The organism is Vallitalea pronyensis (genome assembly GCF_018141445.1).
GTDB lineage: Bacteria > Bacillota > Clostridia > Lachnospirales > Vallitaleaceae > Vallitalea > Vallitalea pronyensis.
Genome location: NZ_CP058649.1, coordinates 1,642,457 through 1,668,609 on the forward strand (window position 1 = coordinate 1,642,457; position 26,153 = coordinate 1,668,609).

At 34.8% G+C, this 26,153-nt stretch carries 25 protein-coding genes and 2 pseudogenes; 16 read left to right on the top strand and 11 right to left on the bottom strand.

All coding sequences use genetic code 11. The features are described 5' to 3' along the window. Window positions 1–2: 2 nt before the first annotated feature. Entirely contained in the window at window positions 3–617 is a 615-nt protein-coding gene (locus HZI73_RS06910) for a DUF1836 domain-containing protein (RefSeq protein WP_212697524.1), read from the bottom strand. Between the two features lie 186 nt (window positions 618–803). Continuing rightward, the gene (locus HZI73_RS06915) at window positions 804–2,204 is read right to left on the bottom strand and encodes an MATE family efflux transporter (protein WP_212697525.1); all 1,401 of its coding nucleotides are present in this window, start codon (window positions 2,202–2,204) and stop codon (window positions 804–806) included. A gap of 390 nt (window positions 2,205–2,594) precedes the next feature. Here HZI73_RS06915 and HZI73_RS06920 point away from each other — a divergent pair, with 390 nt between their 5' ends. From HZI73_RS06920 to rlmD, 4 genes are all read left to right on the top strand, one after another. Next, the gene (locus HZI73_RS06920) at window positions 2,595–4,388 is read left to right on the top strand and encodes a hypothetical protein (protein WP_212697526.1); all 1,794 of its coding nucleotides are present in this window, start codon (window positions 2,595–2,597) and stop codon (window positions 4,386–4,388) included. A gap of 140 nt (window positions 4,389–4,528) precedes the next feature. Next, complete coding sequence (pcrA, locus tag HZI73_RS06925) at window positions 4,529–6,763, top strand: DNA helicase PcrA (protein WP_212697527.1); 2,235 nt, start codon at window positions 4,529–4,531, stop codon at window positions 6,761–6,763. A gap of 95 nt (window positions 6,764–6,858) precedes the next feature. Beyond that, the gene (locus HZI73_RS06930; protein ID WP_212697528.1) at window positions 6,859–7,203 is read left to right on the top strand and encodes a DUF4366 domain-containing protein; all 345 of its coding nucleotides are present in this window, start codon (window positions 6,859–6,861) and stop codon (window positions 7,201–7,203) included. Between the two features lie 184 nt (window positions 7,204–7,387). Then, window positions 7,388–8,740 (top strand): 23S rRNA (uracil(1939)-C(5))-methyltransferase RlmD, encoded by a 1,353-nt coding sequence (gene rlmD / locus HZI73_RS06935; RefSeq protein ID WP_212697529.1) that lies wholly within the window; start codon window positions 7,388–7,390, stop codon window positions 8,738–8,740. 26 nt (window positions 8,741–8,766) lie between these two features. Here the strand turns inward: rlmD and HZI73_RS06940 are convergent, their stop codons facing one another. Continuing rightward, window positions 8,767–9,114 (bottom strand): hypothetical protein, encoded by a 348-nt coding sequence (locus tag HZI73_RS06940; RefSeq protein WP_212697530.1) that lies wholly within the window; start codon window positions 9,112–9,114, stop codon window positions 8,767–8,769. Window positions 9,115–10,153: 1,039 nt separating this feature from the next. On the opposite strand from HZI73_RS06940, the gene tnpC reads away from it, so the two are divergent. After that, window positions 10,154–10,912 (top strand): IS66 family transposase, encoded by a 759-nt coding sequence (gene tnpC, locus HZI73_RS06945; RefSeq protein ID WP_212697531.1) that lies wholly within the window; start codon window positions 10,154–10,156, stop codon window positions 10,910–10,912. A 534-nt stretch (window positions 10,913–11,446) separates the two neighbouring features. Beyond that, the gene (mobC, locus tag HZI73_RS26855; RefSeq protein ID WP_408648284.1) at window positions 11,447–11,611 is read left to right on the top strand and encodes a plasmid mobilization relaxosome protein MobC; all 165 of its coding nucleotides are present in this window, start codon (window positions 11,447–11,449) and stop codon (window positions 11,609–11,611) included. Window positions 11,612–11,983: 372 nt separating this feature from the next. Here the strand turns inward: mobC and tnpA are convergent. The 5 genes and pseudogenes from tnpA to HZI73_RS06975 all read right to left on the bottom strand — a co-directional run. Continuing rightward, a pseudogene (tnpA, locus tag HZI73_RS06955) lies at window positions 11,984–12,136 on the bottom strand (IS200/IS605 family transposase); the annotation flags it as partial. A gap of 470 nt (window positions 12,137–12,606) precedes the next feature. After that, complete coding sequence (locus HZI73_RS06960; protein ID WP_212697532.1) at window positions 12,607–13,005, bottom strand: hypothetical protein; 399 nt, start codon at window positions 13,003–13,005, stop codon at window positions 12,607–12,609. A gap of 444 nt (window positions 13,006–13,449) precedes the next feature. After that, window positions 13,450–13,644 carry a hypothetical protein gene (locus tag HZI73_RS26935; protein WP_246552380.1) on the bottom strand — a complete coding sequence of 65 codons (195 nt, stop codon included), beginning with the start codon at window positions 13,642–13,644 and terminating at the stop codon, window positions 13,450–13,452. A 62-nt stretch (window positions 13,645–13,706) separates the two neighbouring features. Beyond that, window positions 13,707–14,855: an RHS repeat domain-containing protein gene (locus HZI73_RS06970; protein ID WP_212697533.1), complete on the bottom strand. Its 1,149-nt coding sequence runs from the start codon at window positions 14,853–14,855 to the stop codon at window positions 13,707–13,709. Window positions 14,856–14,920: 65 nt separating this feature from the next. Then, window positions 14,921–15,502, bottom strand: coding sequence for an RHS repeat protein (locus HZI73_RS06975; RefSeq protein ID WP_212697534.1), 582 nt, complete (start codon window positions 15,500–15,502; stop codon window positions 14,921–14,923). Between the two features lie 556 nt (window positions 15,503–16,058). On the opposite strand from HZI73_RS06975, the gene ltrA reads away from it, so the two are divergent. After that, complete coding sequence (gene ltrA / locus HZI73_RS06980) at window positions 16,059–17,363, top strand: group II intron reverse transcriptase/maturase (protein ID WP_212697535.1); 1,305 nt, start codon at window positions 16,059–16,061, stop codon at window positions 17,361–17,363. Between the two features lie 75 nt (window positions 17,364–17,438). On the opposite strand, the gene HZI73_RS06985 is transcribed toward ltrA, so the two are convergent. Further along, complete coding sequence (locus tag HZI73_RS06985) at window positions 17,439–18,197, bottom strand: RHS repeat domain-containing protein (RefSeq protein WP_212697536.1); 759 nt, start codon at window positions 18,195–18,197, stop codon at window positions 17,439–17,441. Between HZI73_RS06985 and HZI73_RS06990 the strand changes: the two genes are divergently transcribed. The 6 genes and pseudogenes from HZI73_RS06990 (at window position 18,196) to HZI73_RS07020 (ending at window position 21,863) form a co-directional block, all read left to right on the top strand. Further along, entirely contained in the window at window positions 18,196–18,450 is a 255-nt protein-coding gene (locus HZI73_RS06990) for a hypothetical protein (protein WP_212697537.1), read from the top strand. The two genes, HZI73_RS06985 and HZI73_RS06990, sit on opposite strands and share 2 nt — an antisense overlap. A 491-nt stretch (window positions 18,451–18,941) precedes the next feature. Continuing rightward, window positions 18,942–19,859, top strand: a pseudogene (locus HZI73_RS26515) (virulence RhuM family protein). Between the two features lie 12 nt (window positions 19,860–19,871). Then, a complete protein-coding gene (locus tag HZI73_RS07005) occupies window positions 19,872–20,150 on the top strand; it encodes a phospholipase D-like domain-containing protein (protein WP_212697539.1) in 279 nt (92 codons plus the stop codon). A 241-nt stretch (window positions 20,151–20,391) separates the two neighbouring features. Then, window positions 20,392–20,682: a DUF3848 domain-containing protein gene (locus HZI73_RS07010; RefSeq protein WP_212697540.1), complete on the top strand. Its 291-nt coding sequence runs from the start codon at window positions 20,392–20,394 to the stop codon at window positions 20,680–20,682. 439 nt (window positions 20,683–21,121) lie between these two features. Continuing rightward, window positions 21,122–21,589, top strand: coding sequence for a GNAT family N-acetyltransferase (locus tag HZI73_RS07015; protein ID WP_212697541.1), 468 nt, complete (start codon window positions 21,122–21,124; stop codon window positions 21,587–21,589). Window positions 21,590–21,644: 55 nt separating this feature from the next. Continuing rightward, complete coding sequence (locus tag HZI73_RS07020; protein WP_212697542.1) at window positions 21,645–21,863, top strand: hypothetical protein; 219 nt, start codon at window positions 21,645–21,647, stop codon at window positions 21,861–21,863. Between the two features lie 430 nt (window positions 21,864–22,293). Here the strand turns inward: HZI73_RS07020 and ytaF are convergent, their stop codons facing one another. Then, on the bottom strand, window positions 22,294–22,995 hold the full coding sequence (gene ytaF, locus HZI73_RS07025; RefSeq protein ID WP_330619755.1) for a sporulation membrane protein YtaF: 702 nt from the start codon (window positions 22,993–22,995) through the stop codon (window positions 22,294–22,296). 190 nt (window positions 22,996–23,185) lie between these two features. Then, complete coding sequence (locus HZI73_RS07030) at window positions 23,186–24,133, bottom strand: calcium/sodium antiporter (RefSeq protein WP_212697544.1); 948 nt, start codon at window positions 24,131–24,133, stop codon at window positions 23,186–23,188. A gap of 612 nt (window positions 24,134–24,745) precedes the next feature. Here HZI73_RS07030 and HZI73_RS07040 point away from each other — a divergent pair. The 3 genes from HZI73_RS07040 to HZI73_RS07050 all read left to right on the top strand — a co-directional run bounded on the left by HZI73_RS07040 (window position 24,746) and on the right by HZI73_RS07050 (window position 26,122). Beyond that, complete coding sequence (locus HZI73_RS07040; RefSeq protein WP_212697546.1) at window positions 24,746–25,252, top strand: hypothetical protein; 507 nt, start codon at window positions 24,746–24,748, stop codon at window positions 25,250–25,252. 10 nt (window positions 25,253–25,262) lie between these two features. Next, the gene (locus HZI73_RS07045; RefSeq protein WP_212697547.1) at window positions 25,263–25,469 is read left to right on the top strand and encodes a helix-turn-helix transcriptional regulator; all 207 of its coding nucleotides are present in this window, start codon (window positions 25,263–25,265) and stop codon (window positions 25,467–25,469) included. 92 nt (window positions 25,470–25,561) lie between these two features. Next, window positions 25,562–26,122, top strand: a complete 561-nt coding sequence (locus tag HZI73_RS07050; protein WP_212697548.1) for a DUF4386 domain-containing protein — start codon at window positions 25,562–25,564, stop codon at window positions 26,120–26,122. Window positions 26,123–26,153: the final 31 nt, after the last annotated feature.

Genomic DNA, 26,153 nt, shown 5'->3' on the forward strand with positions numbered 1-26,153 from the left:
CGTTAGCTTTTATTTTTTTCTTTTGCTTTCTCAGATGGCTTTTTAAAGAATTGATCAATGAGTTTTTCAGCAATATGTTTCTGTGCTGCCGCTTGTAAAGTAAGTAAATGAATGATGCTGAACAACTCCAGTATATCTTTATCTTCCGTATCTAAGCCTTCAATTTTATTTCTGGCAATATGAATGGTATTATCAATATGCTCCTTAAAGTCATCAAATTCATCTTTTTGTATATTTAACAAGGTGTCATAGAATGTATCCAATGAAAACTGATCATCTGATTCTATTTTATGAATAATCGGTGATAATAATTTCTGAATATCTGTAATGGATAACACATGTTTAAAGTAATAGATAAAAATCAACATCATCATATGATCGGGAGTGTATTTTTTCTTTATAGGTGGTGGTAGAATATGATTCTTACTATAATTATTAATCATGGTTTTCGTTAGTATATTATCATGTTCTTTACGCTTCATGCGTCCTAGATTATCTTCCATGAAGGTTGTTACTTGATCCATATATAAACTGATATTAGGAATGTCTTTTGAATACACATAATCAGTTGTTTCAAGATCTTTTATTATTTTTTTTATATACTTGGAATAATCCATATTTTACACCCCTAATAGATTGCGTGATACTTTAAAACCAATCATCATGTTTAAATGATGATAAACCCATGAAAAAGTTCTATCCTGAAATATATAGAACTTTTTTATCATGTATTTTCAAAAGTGAAAGACCTTCAATCATTGCTTTCCTTAACATTATCATTATATAGTATATAAAACTACTTATCAAGTTGTTTGTGAAATAACTTGGAGTTCTTCATGTTCACTCTCTTCTTTAGATAGTGATTTAAGTTGCAATCGTATAAGGAAGATGGTAATGAGGGTAGAAATAGCATCCGATATAGGGAATGCTATCCAAATAGCTAATAATTTATCCTCAAAAAGTGGGGGAAGTATGATGATTAAAGGAATGAGGATAATAACTTGCCGTAATAAGGAGAGTATCAAGGATGGCACAGCCTTACCTAGAGACTGAAATAATGTGGCACCAACAATCTGTATACCGATGATAGGAATAGCAATGAGGATAATACGCAGGGCAACGGTACCGTCATTAATAATGATGTCTGAATTTTTAAAGAGCTTGATAATCAGCTGGGGAATCAACATACCTACAATTGTTCCAGCAGTTGCAAGAACGGTTGTTGTAATCATCGATAGCTTAAGCACTTCTTTTACACGTTTATATTGTTTTGCCCCATAGTTAAACCCAGCAATGGGCTGCATGCCTTGCACCACGCCAAATAGAGGCATGAATAAGAACATGATTACACGGTTTATAATGCCATAAACGGTTAATGCAGCATCTCCACCATATACTTTTAATGAATTATTCAGTACAATGGCAACGATACTTCCTGCAATGTTTCTTGCAAAGGATGAAAAACCAACGGATATGATTTCCCATAATAGCGAAAAGTCAGGTTTAAAGTGATGGAGCTTAATAGTCAAGGTACTCTTGCCTTGGGCGAAATAGACAATAATATACACAAAGGAAGCAAATTGCGAAATAATTGTAGCAATAGCCGCACCAGCAACGCCTAAACCAAATACACCAATGAATAATGGGTCTAATATAAGGTTAAGACCTGTACCAATAACCATGATCATCATAGAAACTTTCGCATTACCTTCTGCACGAATCAAGTTATTGGCGGCCATAACAAATGGGAAGTAAATGGTACCAATGAAGATAACACGAATATAATCCCAAGCATACTGATAGTTATTTGGCGTTGCACCAAAGGCTTTGAGCAAGGGATTTGTAAATAGAAAACCAATAAGACATAGGCAGAAACTAATAATGACGATGGATAATAAAGCATTACCAGCTACATGATTAGCCTTATCAGCATTTTTTGCACCTAAAGCACGTGAAACGGCGGAAGCAGACCCAATACCGATGAGTAGCGAAAAGGCCATGACAATAAGTTGAATGGGCATGGCTACTGTTACACCTGCTAAGCCTAAACCTAGCCCATCTGTATCCACGAACTGTCCAATAAAAATACCATCTACAATGTTATAGAGGGCATTGACAATCATACCTACCGTAGCAGGCAAAGATAATTTGAATAATAAGGAACTGATTTTTTCATTACTTAGCATGTCATTTCTTTTATTCATAGTTGTCAAAGTCTCCCTTCGTAATTTTTGTATTATACCATATAATAGAAAAAAATATAAGGCGAAATTAGCAAAAGATAGTGAATAGTACAGACTTCTGACCTCTTAATGAAAAATAAAATAGTTAATTAGCACCATACAGCATGAGAATGGTAAAAAAGGTATAGTATTTGATATTAAATTATAATTATTATGTAACATAATTGTATTATTTGTAGTGTATGATAGATGAGGGTCAACAAATAAGGTTGTTTTGATGAGAGTAGTATAAGGGAGTAAGCACAGATGACAGGATAATAATAGAGGGATTATCCTGTCAATTTTATGGGCAATTATGCGTCTTTTTATGGTATGTCTGTGGAAGAACTGTATAAACATAAGGAGGGTAATATGGCTATTAGGAGATTAGGGAGTATCGTTTGTTTGATAAGTTTGATTTTATCTGGATGCCAAGGAAAAGATAAAGCTCTTAAAGAAATAAGTTCTCCTCAACAAGTTAATCAAGATAGCGATGCATATAACGCATTAGAGCTTTTTCATGGCGAAAGCTATCAAGATTATATTCTTTATTATGGGGAAGTGTATGATATATTTAGTTATGGCTGCGAAACAGGGCTCGTTGGGATAGATACAAGAACAGGACATCACCATGTATTCAATCATGATGAAAGTAAAGAAGAATTGACAACGCCTCATGGCTTATATTATATGACCACTAAAGGTATATATGCGTTAACGAAGGATGAAAATAGATTAATTAAAGCCCATACATATGAAGGATTCTGTATCAATAATGGCTATATTTTAACAGGGAATAATAACCAAAGCTATTTCGATGTGTCTACTAAAACCGATTATACTTTAGATAGTGAAGATAAGGTATATTCAGCTTACATGGTAGATGGTGATCTTTGCTATGCCACAGATAAAGCGGTTTATTGTATGCACTTAGATAACAAGCTAAAGGAACAGGTTATTGCAGGTAATTATCAAGTTATTGGCGTAGAAAACAGGCATATTTATTTAGTACAGGATGACCAACTTATTGTTATGGATATGGACAACAAATCCAAGAATCAATATGCACTAGAAGATGGACCCATGACACAGTATTATGTGCGTGATGGATGCTTATACGGTATGCAAGTAGCTGATGAGAATCAGTATGGTAGACTCTTCAAGTTTAACCCTGTCACAGGTGAAGTACATCGGACAATATTACCCGAATTGCAGGCTGTTGCTTTTCAATACGATTTTATATATGCTAAGGACAAGACTTGGCTGACTTTTGAGTACGATATATTAAATCATATTAAGCCTCATAAGATGAAGATGCCCACAGTAAAAGATATCCTCTATGATGGGAAACAATTTGTACAAGATAATCATACTTTGATAAGTAAGCAAATAAGAAGTGATAATGAAGACCCGTTAGTGAATCCTATTGATGCTCAAAATCTAAACACATCGGATATATTAGAGCAGCCCAACCATGATCTATACTTCATAAATCACAAAAACCATTTAATGAGTATAGAAGAACAAGAGACATTGTTAGCTGAAATTGGTGACGATGTTTATGATTATGACTATAATTCCACAACCATCATTTATACAGATCAAGAGACAAGAACTTTGTACAGACTGGATAGAGAACAAGGTGAAAAACAAGTTATAGCCCAAGGTCCTGTCTATCATATAAAATTAAGAGACGGTAAGATTTTTTACCAACTAGCCAGTGATAGGTATACATTGTATTGCTATGACAATGGGTGTATCAAACAAGTAGCCAATCATGTGAATGTAGAATATGAAGTCCTTAAGGATACCTTATATATCATCGATAATAGAAGTATAGAACCATCTCTATATGCCAAGTCACTAAGTGGAAATGAACATGATGTGACAATTATTGATGAGAGTACTGTTACGGCTATAAGAAGATTAGGTGATGCCATCTATTTTTTATCAGCAAAATATGGGGTGAACGGATCTGATTATGAAAATGGTTACACATCATCAGCATCACCAGTTAGTAGCTTATATCGGGTTTCAGAAGGTAAAAAAGAATTTGTTCATGGAGTACCATTACATACGGAGCATTACTTTACTTTTAAAGATAGACATTATTTCCATGATACTAAAGCAATGACTATCTTGGAACTAGGGGATATACCTAGATAACTATAAACTTATGAAGGACGAATAGGTGAATTCGTTGTAGGTAATACTAGCGAATTTATGTTCCATATGATATGATGGTAAGATAGAAAAAATAGTTGTCGACAATACATAAATGATATTAGAATAGGTGATGAATCATAATGGACAAAAAATACGATTCACTGAACGATAAACAAAAAGAAGCTGTTTTATATACAGAAGGCCCACTCCTCATATTAGCTGGAGCAGGGTCAGGAAAAACAAGGGTGTTAACCCACCGTATTGCTTACTTGATAGAAGAAAAAAATGTTCCCCCATTTAACATTTTAGCCATTACCTTCACCAATAAAGCAGCTAAAGAAATGCGTGAAAGAGTTGATAATCTTATTGGTTATGGTAGTCAGGATATATGGGTCAGTACATTTCATTCCTCATGTGTGCGTATACTAAGGCGTCATATTGATAAAATTGGTTATGACCGTTATTTTACCATTTATGATGCTGATGATCAAAAAAAGCTTGTGAGGGAATGTATGAAGCAGCTTAATATTGATCCTAAGCAATTCAAGGAAAGTAGCATCATTGGCAGTATTAGTTCAGCAAAAGATAAATTATTAACCCCAAAGAAGTACGAAAAACAAGCCAGTGACTACCGTGAAGAAGTCGTTGCTAAGGTGTACAAGCTGTATCAAGAACGCCTCAAGAAAAATAATGCCCTTGATTTTGATGATCTTTTGGTTAAAACGGTAGAACTGTTTAAGCTATGTCCGGATGTTTTAGCCAGTTATCAAGAAAAGTTCAAATACATCATGGTGGACGAATATCAAGATACCAATCATGTACAATATATGTTTGTTGGCTTATTGGCTAGTAAATACCGTAATCTGTGTGTTGTCGGAGACGATGACCAGTCTATCTATCGTTTTAGAGGAGCAGATATTCGAAACATACTTGATTTTGAGAAAGATTTTGGTCATGCTAAGGTCATTAAGCTGGAACAGAATTACCGCTCTACCAAAAATATATTAGAAGCCGCCAATCAAGTTATTCGCAATAATATGGGTCGAAAAAGCAAGACGTTATTTACAGATAATGATGAGGGAGAACGTATTGATTATCGGTGCATGCCTGATGAAAAAAGTGAAGCAGCCTTTATTGCCAATAAAATTATAACAGGTGTAGAAGACCACGGTTATAACTATCGTCAATATGCGATTCTATACCGTACCAATGCCCAATCACGTGTACTTGAGGAGCGTTTTATCATGCAAAACATTCCATACAAGATTGTAGGCGGCATCTCTTTCTATCAGAGAAAAGAAATAAAAGATATTCTAGCTTATCTTAAAACCATTAATAACAGTACCGATGATATTGCTGTTAAGCGTATCATTAATGTACCAAGACGAGGTATTGGTGCAACAACCATTAATAGAATTGAAGATTATGCATATAATAATGATATCAGTTTCTTCCAAGCTCTCAGTGAAGTTAGTCAGATACCCAGCATATCTCGTGGAGCAAAGAAAGTAGAAGGTTTTGCCAACTTTATATTAGGTCTTCGGATTGAAATGCAGACCATGAGTCTCGTAGAATTAACCGATGAGGTACTTAACCGGACTGGTTATATAAAAGAGTTAGAAGCTGAAGGCACCGATGAAGCTAAGAATCGTCTTGAGAACATTGGAGAGATGATTTCTAAGCTAACAGAATATGAAAATAATGCAGAAGAACCTACACTAAATGGGTTTCTTGAAGAGGTAGCATTGGTAGCTGATATTGATAACTATAATGAAGATACCAATGTGGTTGTCATGATGACCATGCATAGTGCCAAAGGGCTTGAATTTCCATATGTGTTCATATCGGGTATGGAAGATGGACTTTTTCCAAGTTACATGAGTATATCATCTGGCTTACAAGAAGACATTGAAGAAGAACGTCGTCTATGCTATGTAGGAATCACAAGAGCAAAAGAGAAGCTCTATCTTATGGGAGCTAGTGCACGTATGATTCGAGGTATGACCCAGTATAACCCCATCTCCAGGTTTGTCCGAGAAATTAATGATGAATTGTTGGGTCTAGAAGAATACATGCCAAAAATGAGTGAAATAAACGATGCCCATGCAAAAGCATTAGAACAAGTGCGAAAACGTGCCAGACCCACGTTACGTGAAAAACCCTATGCTGTTAAGAAAAATGTTCACACCATGCCAACACCAACGCATCTAAAATTAGATTATGGCGTTGGCGATATCGTTAAACACATGAAATTTGGTATTGGTGAAGTCATGAACATAGCGCCAGGTGGGGCAGATTTTGAAGTAACAGTCAACTTCCCAAGTGCAGGAATTAAAAAGCTTATGGCAAGACTTGCAAATCTGAAAAAAGCATAATTAAATTTTTTATTAAAATAAGAATAAAAAGCGTTTCAATATGCACAAAATAGTGGTATAATTATACAAAATATCTATGAAAGGTTGGTGTAAGTATGATCGAGAAATTCAAGAAAGAAGAGCTGCTTAATATAAAACAAGTCAATGACTTTCTTAAGAAGTTCAACAGGGGTAAAGAGGAAGAGAAGAAGTGTAAGTGGAAAGTTTGGGTTTGGGTAGCAGTAGGTGCTGTGGTCATCGCAGCCGGCGCATTTGCTTTATATAAGCTACTTGCACCAAACGAATTCGAGGATTTCGAAGAAGAAGACTTTGAAGAATTCGAAGAGTTTGACGATGAAGAATTTGAAGAATTCGAAGATGATGAGAACAACAGTGAGAACCAAGACAGCCAAGAATCTGAGGACTCTACAGATCAGGAATATGAAACTGAAGAAGAGTAAATCACAGCGGAGATTATATCTCCGCTATCTTTAAGTTATGGATTATATAAACCATATGCAATGACTATAAGGTTACATAACGATGGTGTAAGTTGATTAAGGTAATTTCTTACCACATCAAGTGCAGTTACTTTTTAGATTATATTATTAACACAGTATGCTATACCTAAGGAGATTTCTAAGCATGAAAAAGAAAGATGTTGTTGAAGGACTTATAACAAAAGTAAACTTCCCTAATAAGGGTGTGATGGATATAGATGGTGAGAAGGTTGTTGTTAAGAACGTCATTCCAGGGCAGACAATCAAAGCCAGAATCACTAAGAAGAGAAGAAACAAAATTGAAGGACGCCTACTAGAGGTCGTGGAGAAATCATCTCTAGAAGAGGATACACCTTGTCCTGTTTTTGGTCAGTGTGGAGGGTGTCTCTATCAATCGCTACCTTATGAAGAACAACTTAAATTAAAGGCATCACAAGTCATTGAATTATTAAATACACTTAACGTACCTTATGAATATGAAGGCATAACGCCTAGTCCTCATGTATATCATTATCGCAATAAGATGGAATATAGTTTTGGTGATGCATTTAAAAATGGTCCTCTAGCCCTTGGTATGCACAAAAGAGGCGCATTCCATGATATTGTTACCGTGGATGCATGCAAGATTGTTGATGAAGATTTTAATACCACCTTAAAAACAACACTTGCTTATTTTGGTGATAAAGATATACCTTATTATGCTAAAAGGTCCCATGAAGGTTATTTGCGTCATTTAGTCGTACGTAAAGGGACTAAAACAAAAGAGATACTGATTAATCTCGTAACATCTTCTCAAATGTCTATTGATCTTACAGCATGGGTAGAAAAAGTAAGTACTGTTCCCCTAAAGGGTGAGATTGTATCCATCATGCATACCATTAATGATTCTGTAGCCGATGTGGTAAAAGCAGATGAGATTAGAAAACTCTATGGCAAAGATTACTTTACGGAGGAGTTACTGGGCCTAAAATTTCACGTATCCGCTTTTTCGTTTTTTCAAACCAATTCATTAGGTGCAGAGAAGCTCTACTCTGTAGTACGTGACTATGTGGGTGAGACGAAAGATAAAATAATTTTTGATCTCTACAGCGGAACAGGTACCATCACCCAGATATTAGCACCTGTTGCCAAGAAGGCTGTTGGTGTAGAAATTGTAGAAGAGGCTGTAGAGGCCGCTAAACAGAATGCTAAATTAAATGGACTTGATAACTGCGAATTTATAGCTGGTGATGTCCTAAAAGTCATTGATTCATTACAGGATAAGCCTGATATTATTGTACTGGACCCGCCAAGAGATGGTATTCATCCCAAGGCATTGCAGAAGATTATTGATTTTGGTGTGGAGCAGATTGTGTATGTGTCTTGTAAACCGACTTCTTTGGTGAGGGATCTTGAAGTCTTGTTAGCAAGAGGGTATCAATTAGATAAGGTGAGATGTGTGGATATGTTTCCGCACACGGTACATGTAGAAACTATAGCTAAGATAACACTGAAATAACTGAGTTAAACAAATATTTGAGTTTATTAAATAAAAGGTTGTTGACCTGTAGGCCAAAGATAATTTTGTCCAGCAGTCCATTGACGAATGACACCATTTTCATCCCATATCTTATATTGAAAAGGAGACTGTATGACAATGTTTGCTGCCAAAAGATTAACACATGTATCATCAACAAAATTATACACCAAGTAATATTTCCCATCATTAGCTTTGACTGTAGCAAAATAATACATTATACCTTTTAATTGGTCACCTATAAAATAGCTGGCTATAGCGATTCCTGACCCTGGCTTATTTGGAAGTGTCGCAAAACGATTAAGTTTTTTAGCTGTTGCTAAAATGTCTGGGGGTATTTGATGTGTACTTCTCATAAAATTACCTCCTTGTTACTTTTTCAATTAATACATAATATGCTGTACAGATTAGAATTATTAATTTAAATGTTTACTTAAGAACCATCAGGAACCATTAGAACCATTAGGGACGGTTCTTATTGACACGACAATATCAATTTGATAAAAAAACGCCAAGAGTAAGTAGAAAAAGAAGTAGTAGCGGTTATTATTATATAATGATTAGGGGAAACAAACGTCATTGTGTTTGGCCAGAGGGTATCAATTAGAGAATGTGAGGTGTGTGGATATGTTTCCACATACGGGGCATGTGGAGACGTGTGTAAAGCTAGTCAGGAACGGAGATTAGGTATGGGGATTATGTTTGCATAGTTGGGATTTTTATGAGGTGGAATGAGTGAACATAATTACTAATTTTGTATAATAGTACAAGTATTTGAAAAATAAATAATACATTACAATAATAAATTTACCAGTGAATTTTTAAATGTAATAGGTATCAATTAATTTTGTGAAGGCTAGTATTTATAAGGGCTTTACAAACTCGCATGCAATAAATTATATAATAAGAGTTATCGGCAGCACATTTTTTACAGAAGTAATTGTTGAACTTTAGAATAGATTTGAAATAATGGTTTTATTTTGAGACTATAATTTTAAGGGTGTATTTAATTTAGCTGATGAATATTATTGAAATAACTTTATGTAAAAGTTTAGAGCCTGTTAGAGCTGCAGAAAAGCATTAATCGTCTGAGCAATAGCGAGTTTTAATGCAAACTGGTACAAGCATTAGGCTCTAAACTTTAGAATATCAGTTTTTGGAATAATATTCTTCAACAAAATTTAGGCACCCTAATTTTGAAAATCAATTCAAAAATCAATGATTTTTTGATATAATATGTAGATGATTTATTTTGGAGGCGATCATGAGATATATAGGTTCAAAAGAAAAACTATTAGAGTTTATTATGGATACCATAAGTACTGTTGTCGGTAATATTAATGGAGCAATAGTAGGTGATATGAAGATGGTCGAGATGCCAATAAGGTCTCTAAGATGTGGGTCTATGCCACTGGACATACAGATGAAGGGATTTGTCTATATGATTACCGAACCACAAGAGCCGGTAAACATGCAAAAAACTTCCTTCATGGCTTTAACGGGTACTTACATACGGACGGATATGCAGGATACAATGTAGTCCCTAATATTAAACTGGTTGGCTGCCTTGCCCATGTTCGCAGAAAGTATAGCCAAGCCCTTACTGCCATCAAAGATGTGGAATCCACTAGCCATACCAAAGCAAAAGAAGGACTTCAATACTGCAATCAACTGTTTGCATTGGAAAAGAAGTGGAAGGCTCTTTCTCCAGAAGATCGACATGAAAAGCGACAAGAAGAAATGGAACCAATTCTTGACGCCTTCTTTGCATGGGCAAAAAATATGAAGAAAGTTGCCTTATCCAAAAGTGCCCTCGGCAGTGCAATCCAATACACCATCAATCAATGGCCTAAAGTAATTACTATACTAGCAGATGGCAGATTAGAAATTTCGAATAATCGAGCCGAACGAATGGTGAAACCATTTGTGATCAATCGAAAGAACTTCTTGTTTTGCAATACAGCAAAAGGTGCTCAGGCCAGTGCCATTGTCCAAAGTATTGTGGAGACAGCCAAAGCCAATAAAATAAAACCATTAGCGTATCTTACCTATCTTTTTGAACAACTTCCAAATATCGATGTCAATAATTCAGAAGAATTAAATACACTCCTTCCATGGTCTGAATCCATACCGCAAAACTGTAAAACTGAATAATATTTTATGACATATGATCCCCATCTCTTTCAACGTGGGGATTATTTGACGCATACCCTGTTCCAAACGGCTATTCTTCTTATGAAATTCCAGTTTGCACTATTGCAAAAGCATGGATAGAAGGAGAAGAATATGACATATTCTCAAATGCACATCAGCTAACAGTTCAAGGGATTAATAAATATGGATATGAAGTTGATTGGCAAAATTACTTTGCCTGTGAAGTATATACGGATGCACGATTCGGAGTACCTAAGAGTAATGGACAGAATGTTTTAATTTTGGATTATTACATTCCTTGTATTAAGAAGTAATGATAATATCTTTTCAATAACCTAACAAAACCGCAGTCCTCAGAAGGCTCTGCCTTCCTGTGGGCAAGCTACTTTGTTTAACAAAGTAGCTTGATGGGAGGTATCCCATGCCCTCTAAATACTTGGGAGCGTTGCTCCCAAACCCTGAAAACGGAAACTTGTATAGAATGTTATACTTCAAAGAATAGGATAACTCCAAGCCCTTGAGAGGGATATTACTATTTATGAAGGTCTTAAGCAGCATACCTATCAATTATCTAAACTAGGCTCTAATCTTAATCAAGTACTCATACTAGCCCATCAAGGTAAGCTGGCCACCATAGACATCATGCCAATAAAAAAGGAGATATATGATATATGGCAATTATTGAACAAATTAAAGTAGTGTCTCATTCTTTGTGTAAACCACAAATCGCAGGGACAGGTTCCTTAATTTACAGCTTCTGCACCGAATGATAGTTAGTCTTGTAATCCTTGCTATCCGTATTACCGATATCCCGTCAATCATATATGAACACGGTTACGCATCAAGCAATAAACATAAATAATGTACCTACTCTTTTCTTTATAGTGCGCAAACATTGCAATAAACTTTTATTTATCCTCATTCATCTTCAAACAAATGCTGCCGATTGATTCTCTTAACATGATATGATATACCCCACTTTTACACTTGTTATTCTTGGCACTTTATATTACTTGACAGCATTATATTACATGTTTTTTATAAAATCAAGGAACCTGTCCCCTAGATTCTACTAAATTTCGGAGGTATTCTTACAAACATGTGCACGTGGTCTTTGCAACATTCTGCTTCTATGATCTCTACTCCTTTTCTTTCACATAGCTCTCTTAATATTTTCCCTATATCTTGTTTAATCTTTCCGTATATCACTTGTCTTCGATATTTGGTTTCCCTTGCAGAGCAAGGGATTTATTGATGGTATCAACCATAGGCTGTCAACATCTGTTGACAGCCTATTTATCATGTGTGAAAATAGATGTTGTTATTACTTCTAAAATATAAACAACCTATTCACGATTTACTCATAGGAGGTTTACACAAAAATGCTTATACTCTCATTTCTACCTATTAAACTATAAGCTATAATTACTTATGGTTATTTAAAATTATATTCCTCTTCTTTTGAAATCTAATGTCATCATAAGGTCTAAATATTCCAGGTTTATTAATAAAGTCACCGTTTCCTGTTTCTAAAAATTTTCTAATCCCTTCTCCATTGATCCAATAAAAAATTGCCCAATCTTCAAAACTCCATTCCGAGTCGAAGTCTTCTAATTCATAATCTACATAAACTAAACTTCCATCTCTTAAAATAAAATTTGCTGGAAAATAGTCTATATTTTTCCCTTTTTCAGTTACGTTTTCGATATTTTAAATATTTTTTTCCAAATATCATCATCTATTTTGTTTTCAGCCACTAAATCAATAATATTTGATCCATTAATATATTCTTTGACTAATATTTTTAATTTTGAATCATATCCTAAAAGCTGAGCTAAAGGTATATCAAGCTTTACTAATTCTTCATACACCGAGACTTCATAGCTTAGTATCTCCTCTTCTGGAATTGGATTAATCTTAGGATCATCCGTTTCATATTCATAAAATTTAACTGCAATAAGTTCACCATTTGACTCATATAAATCTACATAACCAGATTTACCTCTCCCAAGATTTCTAACTCTTTTGTATTTCGTATCATCAATTACTAATGTTTTTTCGTTTATTCTAATTATTTGTTTTATCATTATCAAACTCTCAACTCCTATTATATTAAACAATGCAACACTTATACTTATCAAGAAATTTACACTCGCTTAACTAGTGTTTGGAACATTCATTACTAGTTTCTAAAAAATTTTTTAGCTCAACTTCATCATTTGGTTTTCTTAACATATCTAGAGCATAATCCCTTTTAACGTATTTTTCTTTTTACAAAAGTATTATCAGTTATTAGATAACATATTTTAATATGTTTATAAATTTGAGTAGCAACATAGATGCTTCAAGTATTAATCTCTCTTTTTTAAATTCCTTTAAATATTGAAACAATAACAGAAACTAGTTGAATACTAATATCATAGGATTCTTCATATCCTGTACTTATACGTCTTATGAATTTTTCTCCTTTTTTCCATGCAAAAGAAGGTGATATTAATAATTCTGTTGTTATTTCTTAGGCTCAAATTAATTTCCTACTATTCTAAATCAACTCTAATATTTGTTTTATCCAAGAAATTAAAACCTCCTCTATTTAATAAACTCACCAGTAGGGATACCTTCACCTTTTTCACCTTTTCTATAAACCCATAGTTGATCTGTATCTTTGTCAACATATAAGTCATATCAAGTGATACCCTTATTTGTACCCAAAGCATTTGTTTTAACTTCATTGAGCATCAATACCTTTTTGTTAATTATCTTTAACTTTCTTAGTTTTTAAAGGCTGATAATCTTATGTAGTCTTACCCGGCCCCTCAGAATAAATAATCATATTATTATCCTGAGCTTCCATTGGTAACACATGAATCTTCATTTGAGATTGTAATTCCAACGGAATTGAACGAATACTGTCTTCAACTGTTTGTGGTTTTAAGGGTAACGTAGTCAAACCTATTGAGGGTTCACCACTATAGGGCATTGATGCCATTGAGACTCCACTCTGTTGTTCAGCAGGATCAAGGATTAAACCATCCCCAAGACACGGTCCTAAATATTCGCCCGCCTCTTTAGCTGCAATTCCTGTTGCTAGTGCTGCTCCGCCATAAATTACTGCAGCTTTAAGTGCTTCATCAGCGACAGGAATTAAAGGTGCTAAAGCAAAATGTCCACTCGGATCAATATACGCTACAGGATTGTTCTTGCAGTAGGTATACAGATTCAAACTCAATGGGTCATCCATGCTACCCCAATAACTATTTTCCGTGATAAACCTACCCACACCAGGGTTGTAGTACCTAGCCCGTAGGTAATACGTCCCCGTCTCTTGGTCGAAATACTCTCCACAATACCTAAACGGGTTAATATCTGCCGGGTTAGCATTCTTCTCATTCCCAAACGCATCATAGTCGTAATCTTTGATAACCGTTCCGTCCGCTTGGGTCAATTGTATCACATCACCGTGGCCGTTGTACAGATAGTAATTCCTGTTTCCTGCCATATCTGCTGCAATGAGGTTGATGCCTCTTAGGTACTCTGCTGTGATGCTTCCTGCATTGTTCAATTCCATCACAATGCTGCTGCCATCCCATACGTGGTTTGTGACTGTACCGTTGACGTTCTTTGTGATTCTTAGCCCATCTCCGTTGTAGCTGTAGGTGGTGGTCTTGTCCCCTACGATGGATTGAGTCAGTTGATTGAAGCCGTCGTATTCAAAGAGTTCGATGTCGTCTCGCGGCGTTTGTCCTGCGACGTAGACATTGAAGCTGGCGGCACCTCCGGGAGCCGGCTTGAGGGTCTCTTTGGCTTTCCATAATTGATTGCCGTTGTTGTCGTAGCCGTATTTTGTGACTTCCGTGGCATCTGCTGCGGCTTTTGTTTCGGTGAGCAGCCTGTTGTTCCGGTCATAGGCATAGGTGACCGTGGGCTGTCCGGTGATTGTCATCGTTTCCCGGTTGCCGTAATCGTCATAGGCGTAAGTGGTTAAATTTCCGGCATCTTCTACGGTTTTCAGCCTGCCCAGTCCGTCGTAGCCGTAGCTTGTTTTTTTCCTGATAAGTTTGTTTTGCTTTCCCGGTTGCCGTCCGGGTAATAGGTATAGGTAAATCTTGATACTGCTGCCGGTCCTTTTTGGTTGGTTATCTGCGTCAGCTGGTTGGCCAGGTTATATTGGTATGCCGTGCTGCTGCCGCCGGCATTGTAGGTCAAGCTTTCCCGGTTGCCGTTGTCGTCATACCCGTAGGTGGCGACGGTCTGTCCGTTTTCTTTGATTTCCTGCAGCCGGTTCAGCTTGTCATAGGTATAGGAAAGGCTTTGCTTTTCTACGCCGTTTTGTTTTAAAACGAATGTTTTGCGGTTGTTGGCCGCGTCATAGGTATAGGCTTTTGTGATATTCCCCGGATTCGTTTCTGTCACCAATCTGCTCAGGTCATCGTAGGTATATGACGTTGTTCCTGCCGTACCTGTCATGGTTTTCCGATTCCCCACGATATCGTAGGTATAGGCAGTGGTTTGGGGCTGCCCGTCTTTTGTGACTTTTTGATTGAGCAGCTTGCCGAGTCCATCATAGGCATAGGTGGTGATATTGCCCATCCTGTCCGTTTGCGCTATGACATTGCCTGCCTCATACCGGTAGGCTGTGCTTGTGTGCCAGGCATGGCACTAATCTAGCTAGTGAAAGTCTAGCCACGGGTATTTACCGCCAAGTGTAGCGAACCACAAGTTGGTATCAGTAATGGTATAGATGAAGGAAGTGGTGTAGCAAAATTCTTGAGCCTACGAACAGAAACTTGATAAGGCGATTAGGTGGGTGAGGTTGCAAGACAAACTTAAGCCCAAAAGGTAAACGTAAACCGAAGTTGTAAATCAAGAGGTTGTGGAATGAAAGATTAGTGTTTTACCCTGGGAGACCCTACCCACATATCAAAAGATATGGTCGAAAAAGGTTTAGGGAGGGAGTCAGATGAAGTCATAGTAGGTGTAATAACCGAAGGACTGAAACGATTTATAGTACAAATCGTTATTAATAAAATAATACACAAGCCAGAAATCAGATGGATAAGAAAAGTAGGAACGTAACCGAGGGATATTATCTATATCTAGAGGGGTGATGTGTATAAATTTTGTAATAAACAGAGGAGTAACAACAATGAAATTAATTGAAATGATAACGACAAAAGAGAATTTAAATCGGGCGTATAAGAAAGTTGTTGAAAATAAAGGTGCAAGAGGGATTGATGGTATAACGGTAGAGGAACTAGGGAACTACATTAAGACTAATAGAGATGATATAGTAAATTCTATTAGGGATAGAACCTACTTTCCGAAACCAGTACGTAGAGTTTATATACCAAAAAGCAACGGAAAAATGAGACCATTGGGAATTCCAACTGCCCTTGATAGAACGATTCAACAAGCAATAGCGGGGCCAATATCAGATATTTACGAAGATATATTTAGTGAATACAGTTATGGATTTCGACCAAACAGAAGTTGTCATGATGCAATAGGACAAGCATTAGTCTATTTAAATGATGATTATGAGTGGGTGATAGATATTGATATTGAACAATTCTTTGATAAAGTAAATCATGATAAATTAATTCAAATTCTTAGAGAGCAAGTAAATGACAGTGCAACATTAAACCTAATTCGTAAATATCTAAAAGCAGGAGTAATGGAGCAAGGACTAATAAAAGCAACAAAGACAGGAGTTCCACAGGGTGGACCGTTATCCGTTGTACTATCCAACATCTATTTAGATAAGTTAGACAAAGAATTGGAGCAACGAGGACTGCGTTTCGTAAGATACGCAGATGATGTGCTCATATTCACAAAAAGCGAAATGGCTGCAAACCGAGTCATGAAGTCCATTAGTGGTTGGATTGAAAGAAAGTTATTTCTTAAAGTAAATGCGACAAAATCAAAAGTAGTTAGACCGACTAGAAGTAAATATCTAGGGTTCACATTTCTAAAAAATGGAGGACAATGGAAAGTAAAACCAACAACAGAAAAGAAGAAAGCCTTATATAAAAAGATGAGCGAATACTTAAAAAGAGGTAAAGCAGTATCGCGCTCAATAGTAGTAACAATAAAGAGGGTAAATCAAATGGTTGTTGGGTGGATAAATTACTTTAGAATTGGAATGATGAAAGGATTTATAGAAGAGTTTGGAGGATGGTTAAGGCATAAAATAAGGGTTATTCTCATAAAACAATGGAAGAAACCTAAGACAATCTATAAAAATTTGTCCTACCTAAATAGAAAATATAATAATGGGTTTAATCATGAAGCTATTATTAAAGTAGCAAATTCTAGACTTGGATGGTACAAGAGAAGTGGGATGAATATAGTTAATTTTATATTAAGTCCAAAATTACTTGAAACAAAAGTAAAGGACGGAGCATGTTTGCTCAATCCTTTACAATATTATCTAGGAAGTGTTGGAATATAAGTTGTAGAGCCGTATACGAGACCCGTACGTACGGTTCAATGAGAGGGCAGTAATACTAGCTATTATTGCTCTACTCTATTGCCCCAACGGGTCGGTCATGGAGACCATTTGATTCAGGTGGTTGTAGCCGTACCTTGTGACCGCAAAGTCCGTGTCCTGGCCTGTTTCGGACGACGTATCCAGCGCTGCGCTGAGTCCGGTAAACATCTTGGTCTTGTTGCCCGCTCCGTCGTAGTGGTATTGGGCAATGCTTTGGCTGCCATCGGTATCGTTTTTTACCACCTTGACCAGCCGATTGCGGCTGTCATAGCCGTATCCGGTGGTGCGCCATGCTTCGGGCTGTCCCGGTTTATTGCACTGCTGCTTGACTGCGGTTTGATTGCCGTTTTTGTCGTAATCGTATTTCGTCAGGGCAAATTGTCCTGCTGCAACGGGCGCTTGCACCTTGAGTAGCCTGCCGAGCTTGTCATAGCCATAGGTGGTGGTGCTGCCCTTGTAATCGGTTTTGCTTTTGACCCTGCCCAGTGGATCGTATACGGTATGGATGGATTGGCCCATCGTGTTGGTTTCTTTCACCACCCGATTGGCATGGTCATATTCATAAGTGACGGTAGGCTCGCTCCAGCCTTCGTCGTAGGCTCTGGCATCCTTTCCTTCTGTTTTGTTTCCTACGTAATCATAGTTGTAGGTGGTTTGATAGGTTTTGCCGTGATGGTCCGTTTCTGCTTTGACCAATCGTCCCAGCTTGTCATGGTACTGCTTGACCGGGGCAGGGGTGATGGTGGCATCGCCGGTGAGCCGGGTGGTGGTTTGGGCATATTTGCCGCTTACCATGCATTTAATAAGATTATTAATCACAGGAATTGAGATATTAGAGAGAGGTAGAATAAAAACATATAGAAAAACTGAAAAAGATTTATTGATGGCAATCCGTTTAGGGAAATACAGCTATAAAGACATTTATAAAATGGTAGATGAATATGAAGTGAAATTCAGAGAAGCGGCACGCAAAACTAAGCTTCCTGATAATCCTGATGAGAGTAAAGCTGAAAAATTATTAATAGATATGTATTCAATGTATTATTAATACACATTTGTAATTTAAAAGAAGAAATATATTCTTTTTACTATCTCAACCTATAAAAATAGACTGTAAAGGAAACATAAAAAAACATGTCAATTCTTATAAATACTACCTTTCTAGACGTGACAAGGCATGTGGAGACCGTTGTAGGAATACAAAAATTGTAATTTGTCCTAACTGAACAAAATCAAGGTGCTGGTAAACTAGGACAAATTATTAATTGAGTAAATATAGTCAATAAAACAGACGTCCCATTTTACAATATTATAGTGGGATGTTTATCTTTAAAGTGATTATAATAAAAATATATGGTTGAGGTGCTATTTATGCAGTATAATAAAAATGTAAATAAAGGAGTTAGCGTATTCTAGATATACATTATAGATTTTGAATAAAGGAGTAATCCTATGGAGAATAAAACGGATATTTTGATTTACCAAATGGAAGATGGAAGAACAAAGATTGATGTTAGGCTAGAAGACGAAACGGTGTGGATGACACAAAAAGCCATTGCGGAGCTGTATCAAAAAGGCATTAATACTATTAATGAGCATATTAAGAACATATATGATGAAGGAGAATTAGAAAAAGAACGAACTATTCGGGAAAACCGAATAGTTCAAAATGAAGGAAATAGACAGGTTAAAAGGTCTGTTAAATTTTATAACCTTGAAATGATTATTGCTATAGGCTATAGAGTTCGATCGAATAGAGGTACTCAGTTTAGAAGATGGGCAACAGAAAGATTAAATGAGTATTTGGTTAAGGGTTTTACAATAGATGATGAACGATTGAAGGACATGAAAAATATTGGCGATGATTATTTTGATGAACTACTTGAACGCATTAGAGATATTAGAGCTTCTGAAAAGAGGTTTTATAAGAAAATTACAGATATTTATGCGTTGTCGATAGACTATAATCCTAAATCAGACGAAGCAAAAACCTTCTTTGCAACAGTTCAGAACAAACTACATTATGCAATTCATGGACATACTGCTGCTGAATTGATTGAAACAAGGGCAGATGCATCAAAAGATAATATGGGTTAAACTACGTGGAAGGGTAAAAAAATCAGAAAAACTGATGTTACTGTTGCTAAGAATTATCTAACGGAAAAAGAATTAAAATCCTTGAATAGAATTGTTACAATGTATTTAGATTATGCAGAAGATCAAGCAGAAAGAAGAAATCCAATGCACATGAAGGAATGGGAAGAAAAATTGAATGTCTTTCTAAGATTTAATGAACGTGAGATCTTAACAAATGCAGGAAATATATCACATGCTGTAGCAAAGGGATTAGCTCTAAAAGAATATGAAAAGTATAATCAACATCGCTTAATGATACATAAAAAAGATGATTTTGATGTGTTTCTAGAAGAAAATGAGTGGACAAATAAGAAAAGATAAGAAATTGCACGATTGAAAGGACTAATCGAAAAAGATAAAATATTAGACTCTAGTATACCTAATATCAATGCAAATATTATCACCAAGAGTAGTAGCAATAAAGGATTAGATATTATACAGATCAGTAAAAATAAACATAAATTTATGATAATAGACGATAAGATTGTTTGGTACGTAGGCATAGATATATTAGGTGCTAATAGGAGTGAAGAATCATTAATCAGAATAATTAATGAAGAGTTAGGAAATGTATTAATTGATATTATTGAGCAAAATAAAAATTTGTCCTAACTTGACACCATCATACAAAGAGTAAAATCTACGAAGTAGCAGTATTTACAAGGGCTTTGAAGGATTTTAAGTTTGTGAAAGATGGGCGTGATTTTAAGAATAAATTGTCTACCTCTGAGCTTGAAATTTGCATTGCAGTGCGTACTTAATAAAAATAGACATGTTAATAAATAAAAGACAGGATTTGATTGTACCGATCAAATCCTGTCTTTTTGCGTTTAAAGAAAAAGAAAACAGCTAATTGCAAGGAGTTTTAAAAAAGTGCAAAGTCATAGCAGTAGCAAGTCAAAAAGGAGGAACAGCAAAGAGTACAACATGTAGAAATCTAGCAACGGTATTAAAAAATATGAAGTACAAGGTGATGGAAATGGAAGTGAAAAAAAGTGTCTATAAAAAGATGCAAGATGAGCTTGACAGTAGACTCGATAAAATAGCGAAATTACAGCCAGAGGAAATTATTGAAAAAGCCTATGAGATAACGATTAAAGAAGAGTTAGTCATGCTATTCCAACATACCGAGCTAGATGAATAAAAACTTGAAATTCTTAATAAACTACAATACCCGTTAACACAGATATACTCAGAATGGCTTTATAACGACTATTCATTTTTAAACCAGCTTGAAAATACCATTAATGAAACAACCAAGCGGGATGAAGATTTATTAGATGGTGAGATCGAGATGTGATGATATTAATAATCAAGTTAGCGGGGGCTTGTTCATTTTATTTAGGGATATCAGGAGGAGTTATAGGAACTTCTTTTAGACTTGCTTTTGCAATAATTGTAAATATGTTATACTTTATGTATAAAAAGTTGAGTTATAATAGTAAGTTTGGTCTAGTACCTTATTTGGTAATGGGATATGTATGCGTAGATATAGTGGGTTTGTTTAGTATCTTAAATATTTAAGTTATATTAAATTCTCAGCTACTATTAATATGAGCCAATTGAAATTTGGAGGAAGCAGAATGGTAATCAGAAAGTATCGAAAAGGGGAAGAATTAGAGTTAATGGAGATTTTTATTTCGTCTGTTCATAAGAATGCAAAGCCTTACTATAATGAAAAGCAATTAGTTGCGTGGGCTCCATCTGATATGGATTTTGATTTGTGGGTAACACGAATTGGAGGGATTAATCCTTTTGTTGCTATTGATAACGGTGTGATTTTAGGCTATGCAGATTTGCAGGATAATGGTTATATTGATCATTTTTTTGTTAGAGGAGGCCAATCCAATAAGGGAATAGGTAAAGCGTTGATGACTCATATTATTCATCAAGCTCAAATTAGAGGGATTCCTGAATTGACCTCTGATGTGAGCTTAGCAGCAGAAGGATTCTTTGAAAAGTTTGGCTTTTGTATTATTAAGAAAAAAAGAGTACTGATAAGAGGTGTGGAACTTCATAATGCTTTGATGAGAAGGCAATTAGTAGACTGATTATATATTCTTTAGTCTATATAATGATAATAACGATGTATCCATTCAAAGCGTAATGCTAGAATTACAAAATGAGTTTAGACAACTAATAGAGACAGAGCAGGAAGATGGTAAAATGTATTCTATAAAAACAATCATAGAGGGTAGTGAGGATAACACATTGATTGATAATTCAGTCAATGTGTTATCCTTTTTTAGTGTTAGCAATATTACTAAGGATGATGAACAGGTAGTTTATCTTGATTTGGTCAAAGTAATCTCACTAAGAAGTTAAAGAAGATAAATCAAGACATCTATAATTTATAAAATAAGCTCAGTAAGCTTGTTGAATTAAAGATTGATGGTATAATTAATAAAGAAACTTATGAAGAAAAATATCATAGTACAACATCTGAAATTGGAAAGCTCAAAGAAGAAGAAAATCAATTACTAGAAAAATTTGATAGAGAAATATTCGAGAATGTCATCGACAAAGTCATCATTGGAAAAGTCGATGAGACAGGTATAAGAAATCCTTATTCAGTAACATTTATTTTTAAAACAGGTCTGCAATTAGAGAAGGATTGTACTGTAGCCTAATGGAATACACGGTAATAAAAGATGATATTGTGTATTCCTATAACGGAGTCGATACATGTGGAGGTCGTTGTAGGAATAAGAAAAAACAAGTTGGATAATACTTAATATCTTTATGAGTTGTTTAGCTACATCCATTTCAGAAGACCTACAAAAACTAAGATTCCACCAGGTAATAATGAAGTTTTTAAACTAGTATTATAGCTTTCTATCTTAGTTCCTAAGTAGTGACCATATAATATAGATATAATGTTAAAAGAAAAAACTAAAGGTAGAAAGTAAAGATAATTAATACCATCTAAAGAGAGCCCAAATCCTGCTCCAAGGGCATCAATTGATAAAATAAGTCCTAAATATAAAGCTTCCTTTATATTTATATCCCCTGATACATCCATATCTGCTTTGGTAGAATCTAGAGCAATGTCAATTATTATTCCTAGCTTAGGTATATAAAATTTAGCTAACCTATTGTCTTCTTTCTTTTCGATTTTATATTTTATATAACCCTCTATCATAAAAAAAGAGCCTAAGCTAACTAATATAATACAACTTATCAAAGAAGAAGTATTTTCTGAAATAAATTGTCTAACTAGTTGACCAGAGTAAATAGATATTCCTAAAATACTAATGGTCACTAGATTTAGTATTAAAATAGCTGTTTTTGATATTTTTATTTGTTTAATACCGTAGGTTATACCTAATGCAAAAGAGTCAATACAAATAGCTATAGCTATTAAAAGTGCTTCTGTCATTATAATCCCCCTTATTAAAATTCCTCTAATCTCACAATTATGATATGCATAATAGATAATAATGTGATTTAATAAAATTAAATTTCAAGATGGTCTTTTAATATGGGTAAACAAAAGCAAATAGACGGGTGGAAACAGTATTATGACAATTGGACTTCAAGTGAACTATCTATAGGTAAATATTGCTCTAATAATATAGAGGCACTGGATAATTATTTGAAACTCCATTTAATTAGTAAAATTACTTGTTAAATTAGCGGAGTATGAGTTATATGTATAGTCGATATAATATAGTTATGTATGTAACATATATAATCAATAAAATAATAGCTTGGATTCTACTAATTTTACTTTTAAACAAACAAGGAAGAGTAAGAACAAGTATCAATAAAAAGGATACTGGAAAATCTAAAAAGATGTTTTGCTTTTCAATTGTAAGTGGAGATACTAATCCTGAACTTCCAATTACAAAGGTTATATTTAGAATATTAGCTCCTATTATATTTCCTGCAGATAATGATGTGTGTCCTTTTTTCATAGCTGTCAGTGCAGTTGTTAATTCAGGTAAAGAAGTTCCAAAAGCGATCAGGGACAGACTGATAACAGACTCTGGAACACCAATAAATTCGGCTATCTGTACTCCATTGTTAATAAGAAGATTAGATCCTCCTATGATACTAAATATACCGATAACAAAAAATAATAGTATTTTAATTTTTCTGCTAAAACAAAATATTTCTCTGTTGTGTTGAGAAGTTTGCTTTCTTTTATATTTTAATATAAAAGTATCTAACATCATATATCCTAGTAAAAGCATAATAAGCATTAATGAGTCATCTTTAGTGATTAAACCATCATATGCAAAAAAAGAAATAACGATAAAGAAAAGTAAGAGTACAATAGATTTTATTTTAAAGAATTTCCCTTTGATAGTACTAGGCATTATAATATTAGTGATACCTAAGATTAGACCTGTATTACATATTGTAGATCCAATCGCATTACCTATACTCATGGTAGTATGGCCATTAGCGGCGGCTGTGACAGAGACAATTACTTCAGGAGCTGTTGTTGCTATACTTACTATTGTAGCCCCGATAAAGATTTCAGGTAGATGATATGCTCTGGCTATATTAATGGATGAGTCAATAAATAAATCTCCTCCCTTTACAATTAATATTAGGCCAATGAGAAATAATAGAATTGGTATTATCAAGTTTAATTCCCTCCCTAAATTTATATAAGTTACAGGTTTAGCATCTAATAATTACTATGAAAACTTTGAAGACAATATTCAAAATTAGTAACTGAATGAACTTAAAATAATAAAATCTTATATAAGAGACAGTAGAATGGAATTAGGCGAAATAAAACCCATTTGATTCTTTTAAGACTAGAAAGGTAAGAGACAATTAATCTATGGTTAAAGATTGTAGTGGCTACAGTACCAGCTAGGATAGTGAGATTTTTATTTGATGAAATTATAGGAGAATTATTATATAATTCAACAACCGTAGCATTAAGCCTCATAATATTTGGCATTGAAGTACGTACTTAGAAAAAGTAGGCATGTCTACACATAGAAGTTATATGATTAATAATAAAAGACAGGATTTAATGATACCGATTAAATCCTGTTTTTTGCATTTCATATATAAAAAGGTTACTTACAGTTGTAACTGGATGGTAGTGTTGCAAATGGGGATATCATCTTTGTATTTTACCCTGAAAGAGCTTATTATATCTTGGATGTAAAAAATATTTGACATGAAGTAAAATATATAATACAATATGTATATGAAATCATACATCATAAGGAGTGATATATATGTCATACCATGAAAAGAGAACCATTGTTATCATCATAACAGAATTATTTATATTGGCAGCTTATTGCATTTATACTTATTCAAAATATCAATCAGGCGACCTCCCTTCAGGTGATATGAAAGCCTGGGCTGGCATCATGCTTGTTTTTATTGGCTTAACCATAGGCGTTACAATTGTCGTTCAAATTATTTTTAATATTATACTGTCCGTTGGAATAGCCATACAAGAAAAGAGAACCAACGGTATGTGTGATGATAAGGATGTTGAAAAAACCATTGATGCAGAAATGGTAAGTGATGAAAGGGATAAGCTTATTGAACTTAAATCTATGCGATTATTCTTAATCATCTCTGGTATAGGATTTGTCGTATCGTTGGCAACACAGGTTTTAAATTATTCGCCAGCAGTACTGCTTAATGTATTGTTTATTTCTTTCAGTGTTGGATCACTGTTTGAGGGATTAACTCAGATTTACTTTTACAGAAGGGGAATTAAAAATGGCTAAGAAAATTCAAATGACAAACAACATCAGACGACTTCGTTTCTTTGCCAATGAAATGACACAACAGCAGCTTGCCGAAAAGGTTGGAGCCTCAAGACAGACCATTGGGGCAATAGAGGCTGGGAAGTATTCTCCTTCATTGGAGCTTGCTTTTCGCATAGCGGATGCATTTGAAGTTAAGATTGGAGAAGTATTCGATTATGAAGTGAAGGTGGAGTAATAGGATGAAAACTTTGGTATAGGATGAAAGGAGATTTGCTATTTTATATGTCCATTTAATTATTTAAATAATAGTAAATAAAGGAGAGAATTATGATGTTAAGGAATATGCAATATAAATCAAGAGCCATATGGGTGGGAATATTAATTATTGCAGCTTACAGCATGCTCACTTACACCATTACCGAACATATCATGTTAGGGGTGATTACTGATATAGTAAGCGGATTAGCTGTTATTGGCACAGCAGTCCTTATGTACCCGGTTTTCAATGTTACAGGTAACCAGCATCTTAATTTTATATATTTAGGTAGTAAAGTTCTTGAAGGAATTCTTGTGCTTATAGGAGGAATATCCATTCTTTTTCCTACCCTTGTCAGATTTAGAACCATACTGTATGATGATATTTTTATTTACTTTTTTATCATAGGCGCATTGTTTTTTTACATTTTACTTTATCGAATACGTGTTATTCCAACATTTATTTCTATTTGGGGTATTTGTTCAACGGTTATACTTATTGTAATGGCAATCATTAAACTTACAGGCATTAACACAACCATTATAGACATATTCATATTACCTGTGATTTTAAATGAGATCTTTTTAGCAGTTTGGCTTATGGTGAAAGGATTTAATAAGAGTAGGAAATGACTTTTCCGGAAACAGATAAAGATGGGCGGTG

Excerpts from the sequence above, each read along its gene's own strand:
- HZI73_RS07050 (WP_212697548.1), top strand. The coding sequence starts at position 25,562 with ATGATGTTAAGGAATATGCAATATAAATCAAGAGCCATATGGGTGGGA.
- HZI73_RS07040 (WP_212697546.1), top strand. The coding sequence starts at position 24,746 with ATGTCATACCATGAAAAGAGAACCATTGTTATCATCATAACAGAATTA.
- HZI73_RS06975 (WP_212697534.1), bottom strand. The coding sequence starts at position 15,502 with ATGGGCAATATCACCACCTATGCCTATGATGGACTCGGCAAGCTGCTC.
- HZI73_RS26935 (WP_246552380.1), bottom strand. The coding sequence starts at position 13,644 with ATGAAGTTAAAACAAATGCTTTGGGTACAAATAAGGGTATCACTTGAT.
- ltrA (WP_212697535.1), top strand. The coding sequence starts at position 16,059 with ATGAAATTAATTGAAATGATAACGACAAAAGAGAATTTAAATCGGGCG.
- HZI73_RS06985 (WP_212697536.1), bottom strand. The coding sequence starts at position 18,197 with ATGGTAAGCGGCAAATATGCCCAAACCACCACCCGGCTCACCGGCGAT.
- HZI73_RS06930 (WP_212697528.1), top strand. The coding sequence starts at position 6,859 with ATGATCGAGAAATTCAAGAAAGAAGAGCTGCTTAATATAAAACAAGTC.
- HZI73_RS07015 (WP_212697541.1), top strand. The coding sequence starts at position 21,122 with ATGGTAATCAGAAAGTATCGAAAAGGGGAAGAATTAGAGTTAATGGAG.
- HZI73_RS06970 (WP_212697533.1), bottom strand. The coding sequence starts at position 14,855 with ATGACAATCACCGGACAGCCCACGGTCACCTATGCCTATGACCGGAAC.
- pcrA (WP_212697527.1), top strand. The coding sequence starts at position 4,529 with ATGGACAAAAAATACGATTCACTGAACGATAAACAAAAAGAAGCTGTT.
- rlmD (WP_212697529.1), top strand. The coding sequence starts at position 7,388 with ATGAAAAAGAAAGATGTTGTTGAAGGACTTATAACAAAAGTAAACTTC.
- HZI73_RS06990 (WP_212697537.1), top strand. The coding sequence starts at position 18,196 with ATGCATTTAATAAGATTATTAATCACAGGAATTGAGATATTAGAGAGA.
- HZI73_RS06920 (WP_212697526.1), top strand. The coding sequence starts at position 2,595 with ATGGCTATTAGGAGATTAGGGAGTATCGTTTGTTTGATAAGTTTGATT.
- HZI73_RS06940 (WP_212697530.1), bottom strand. The coding sequence starts at position 9,114 with ATGAGAAGTACACATCAAATACCCCCAGACATTTTAGCAACAGCTAAA.
- HZI73_RS07020 (WP_212697542.1), top strand. The coding sequence starts at position 21,645 with ATGCTAGAATTACAAAATGAGTTTAGACAACTAATAGAGACAGAGCAG.
- HZI73_RS07045 (WP_212697547.1), top strand. The coding sequence starts at position 25,263 with ATGACAAACAACATCAGACGACTTCGTTTCTTTGCCAATGAAATGACA.
- tnpC (WP_212697531.1), top strand. The coding sequence starts at position 10,154 with ATGTGGGTCTATGCCACTGGACATACAGATGAAGGGATTTGTCTATAT.
- HZI73_RS06915 (WP_212697525.1), bottom strand. The coding sequence starts at position 2,204 with ATGAATAAAAGAAATGACATGCTAAGTAATGAAAAAATCAGTTCCTTA.
- HZI73_RS06910 (WP_212697524.1), bottom strand. The coding sequence starts at position 617 with ATGGATTATTCCAAGTATATAAAAAAAATAATAAAAGATCTTGAAACA.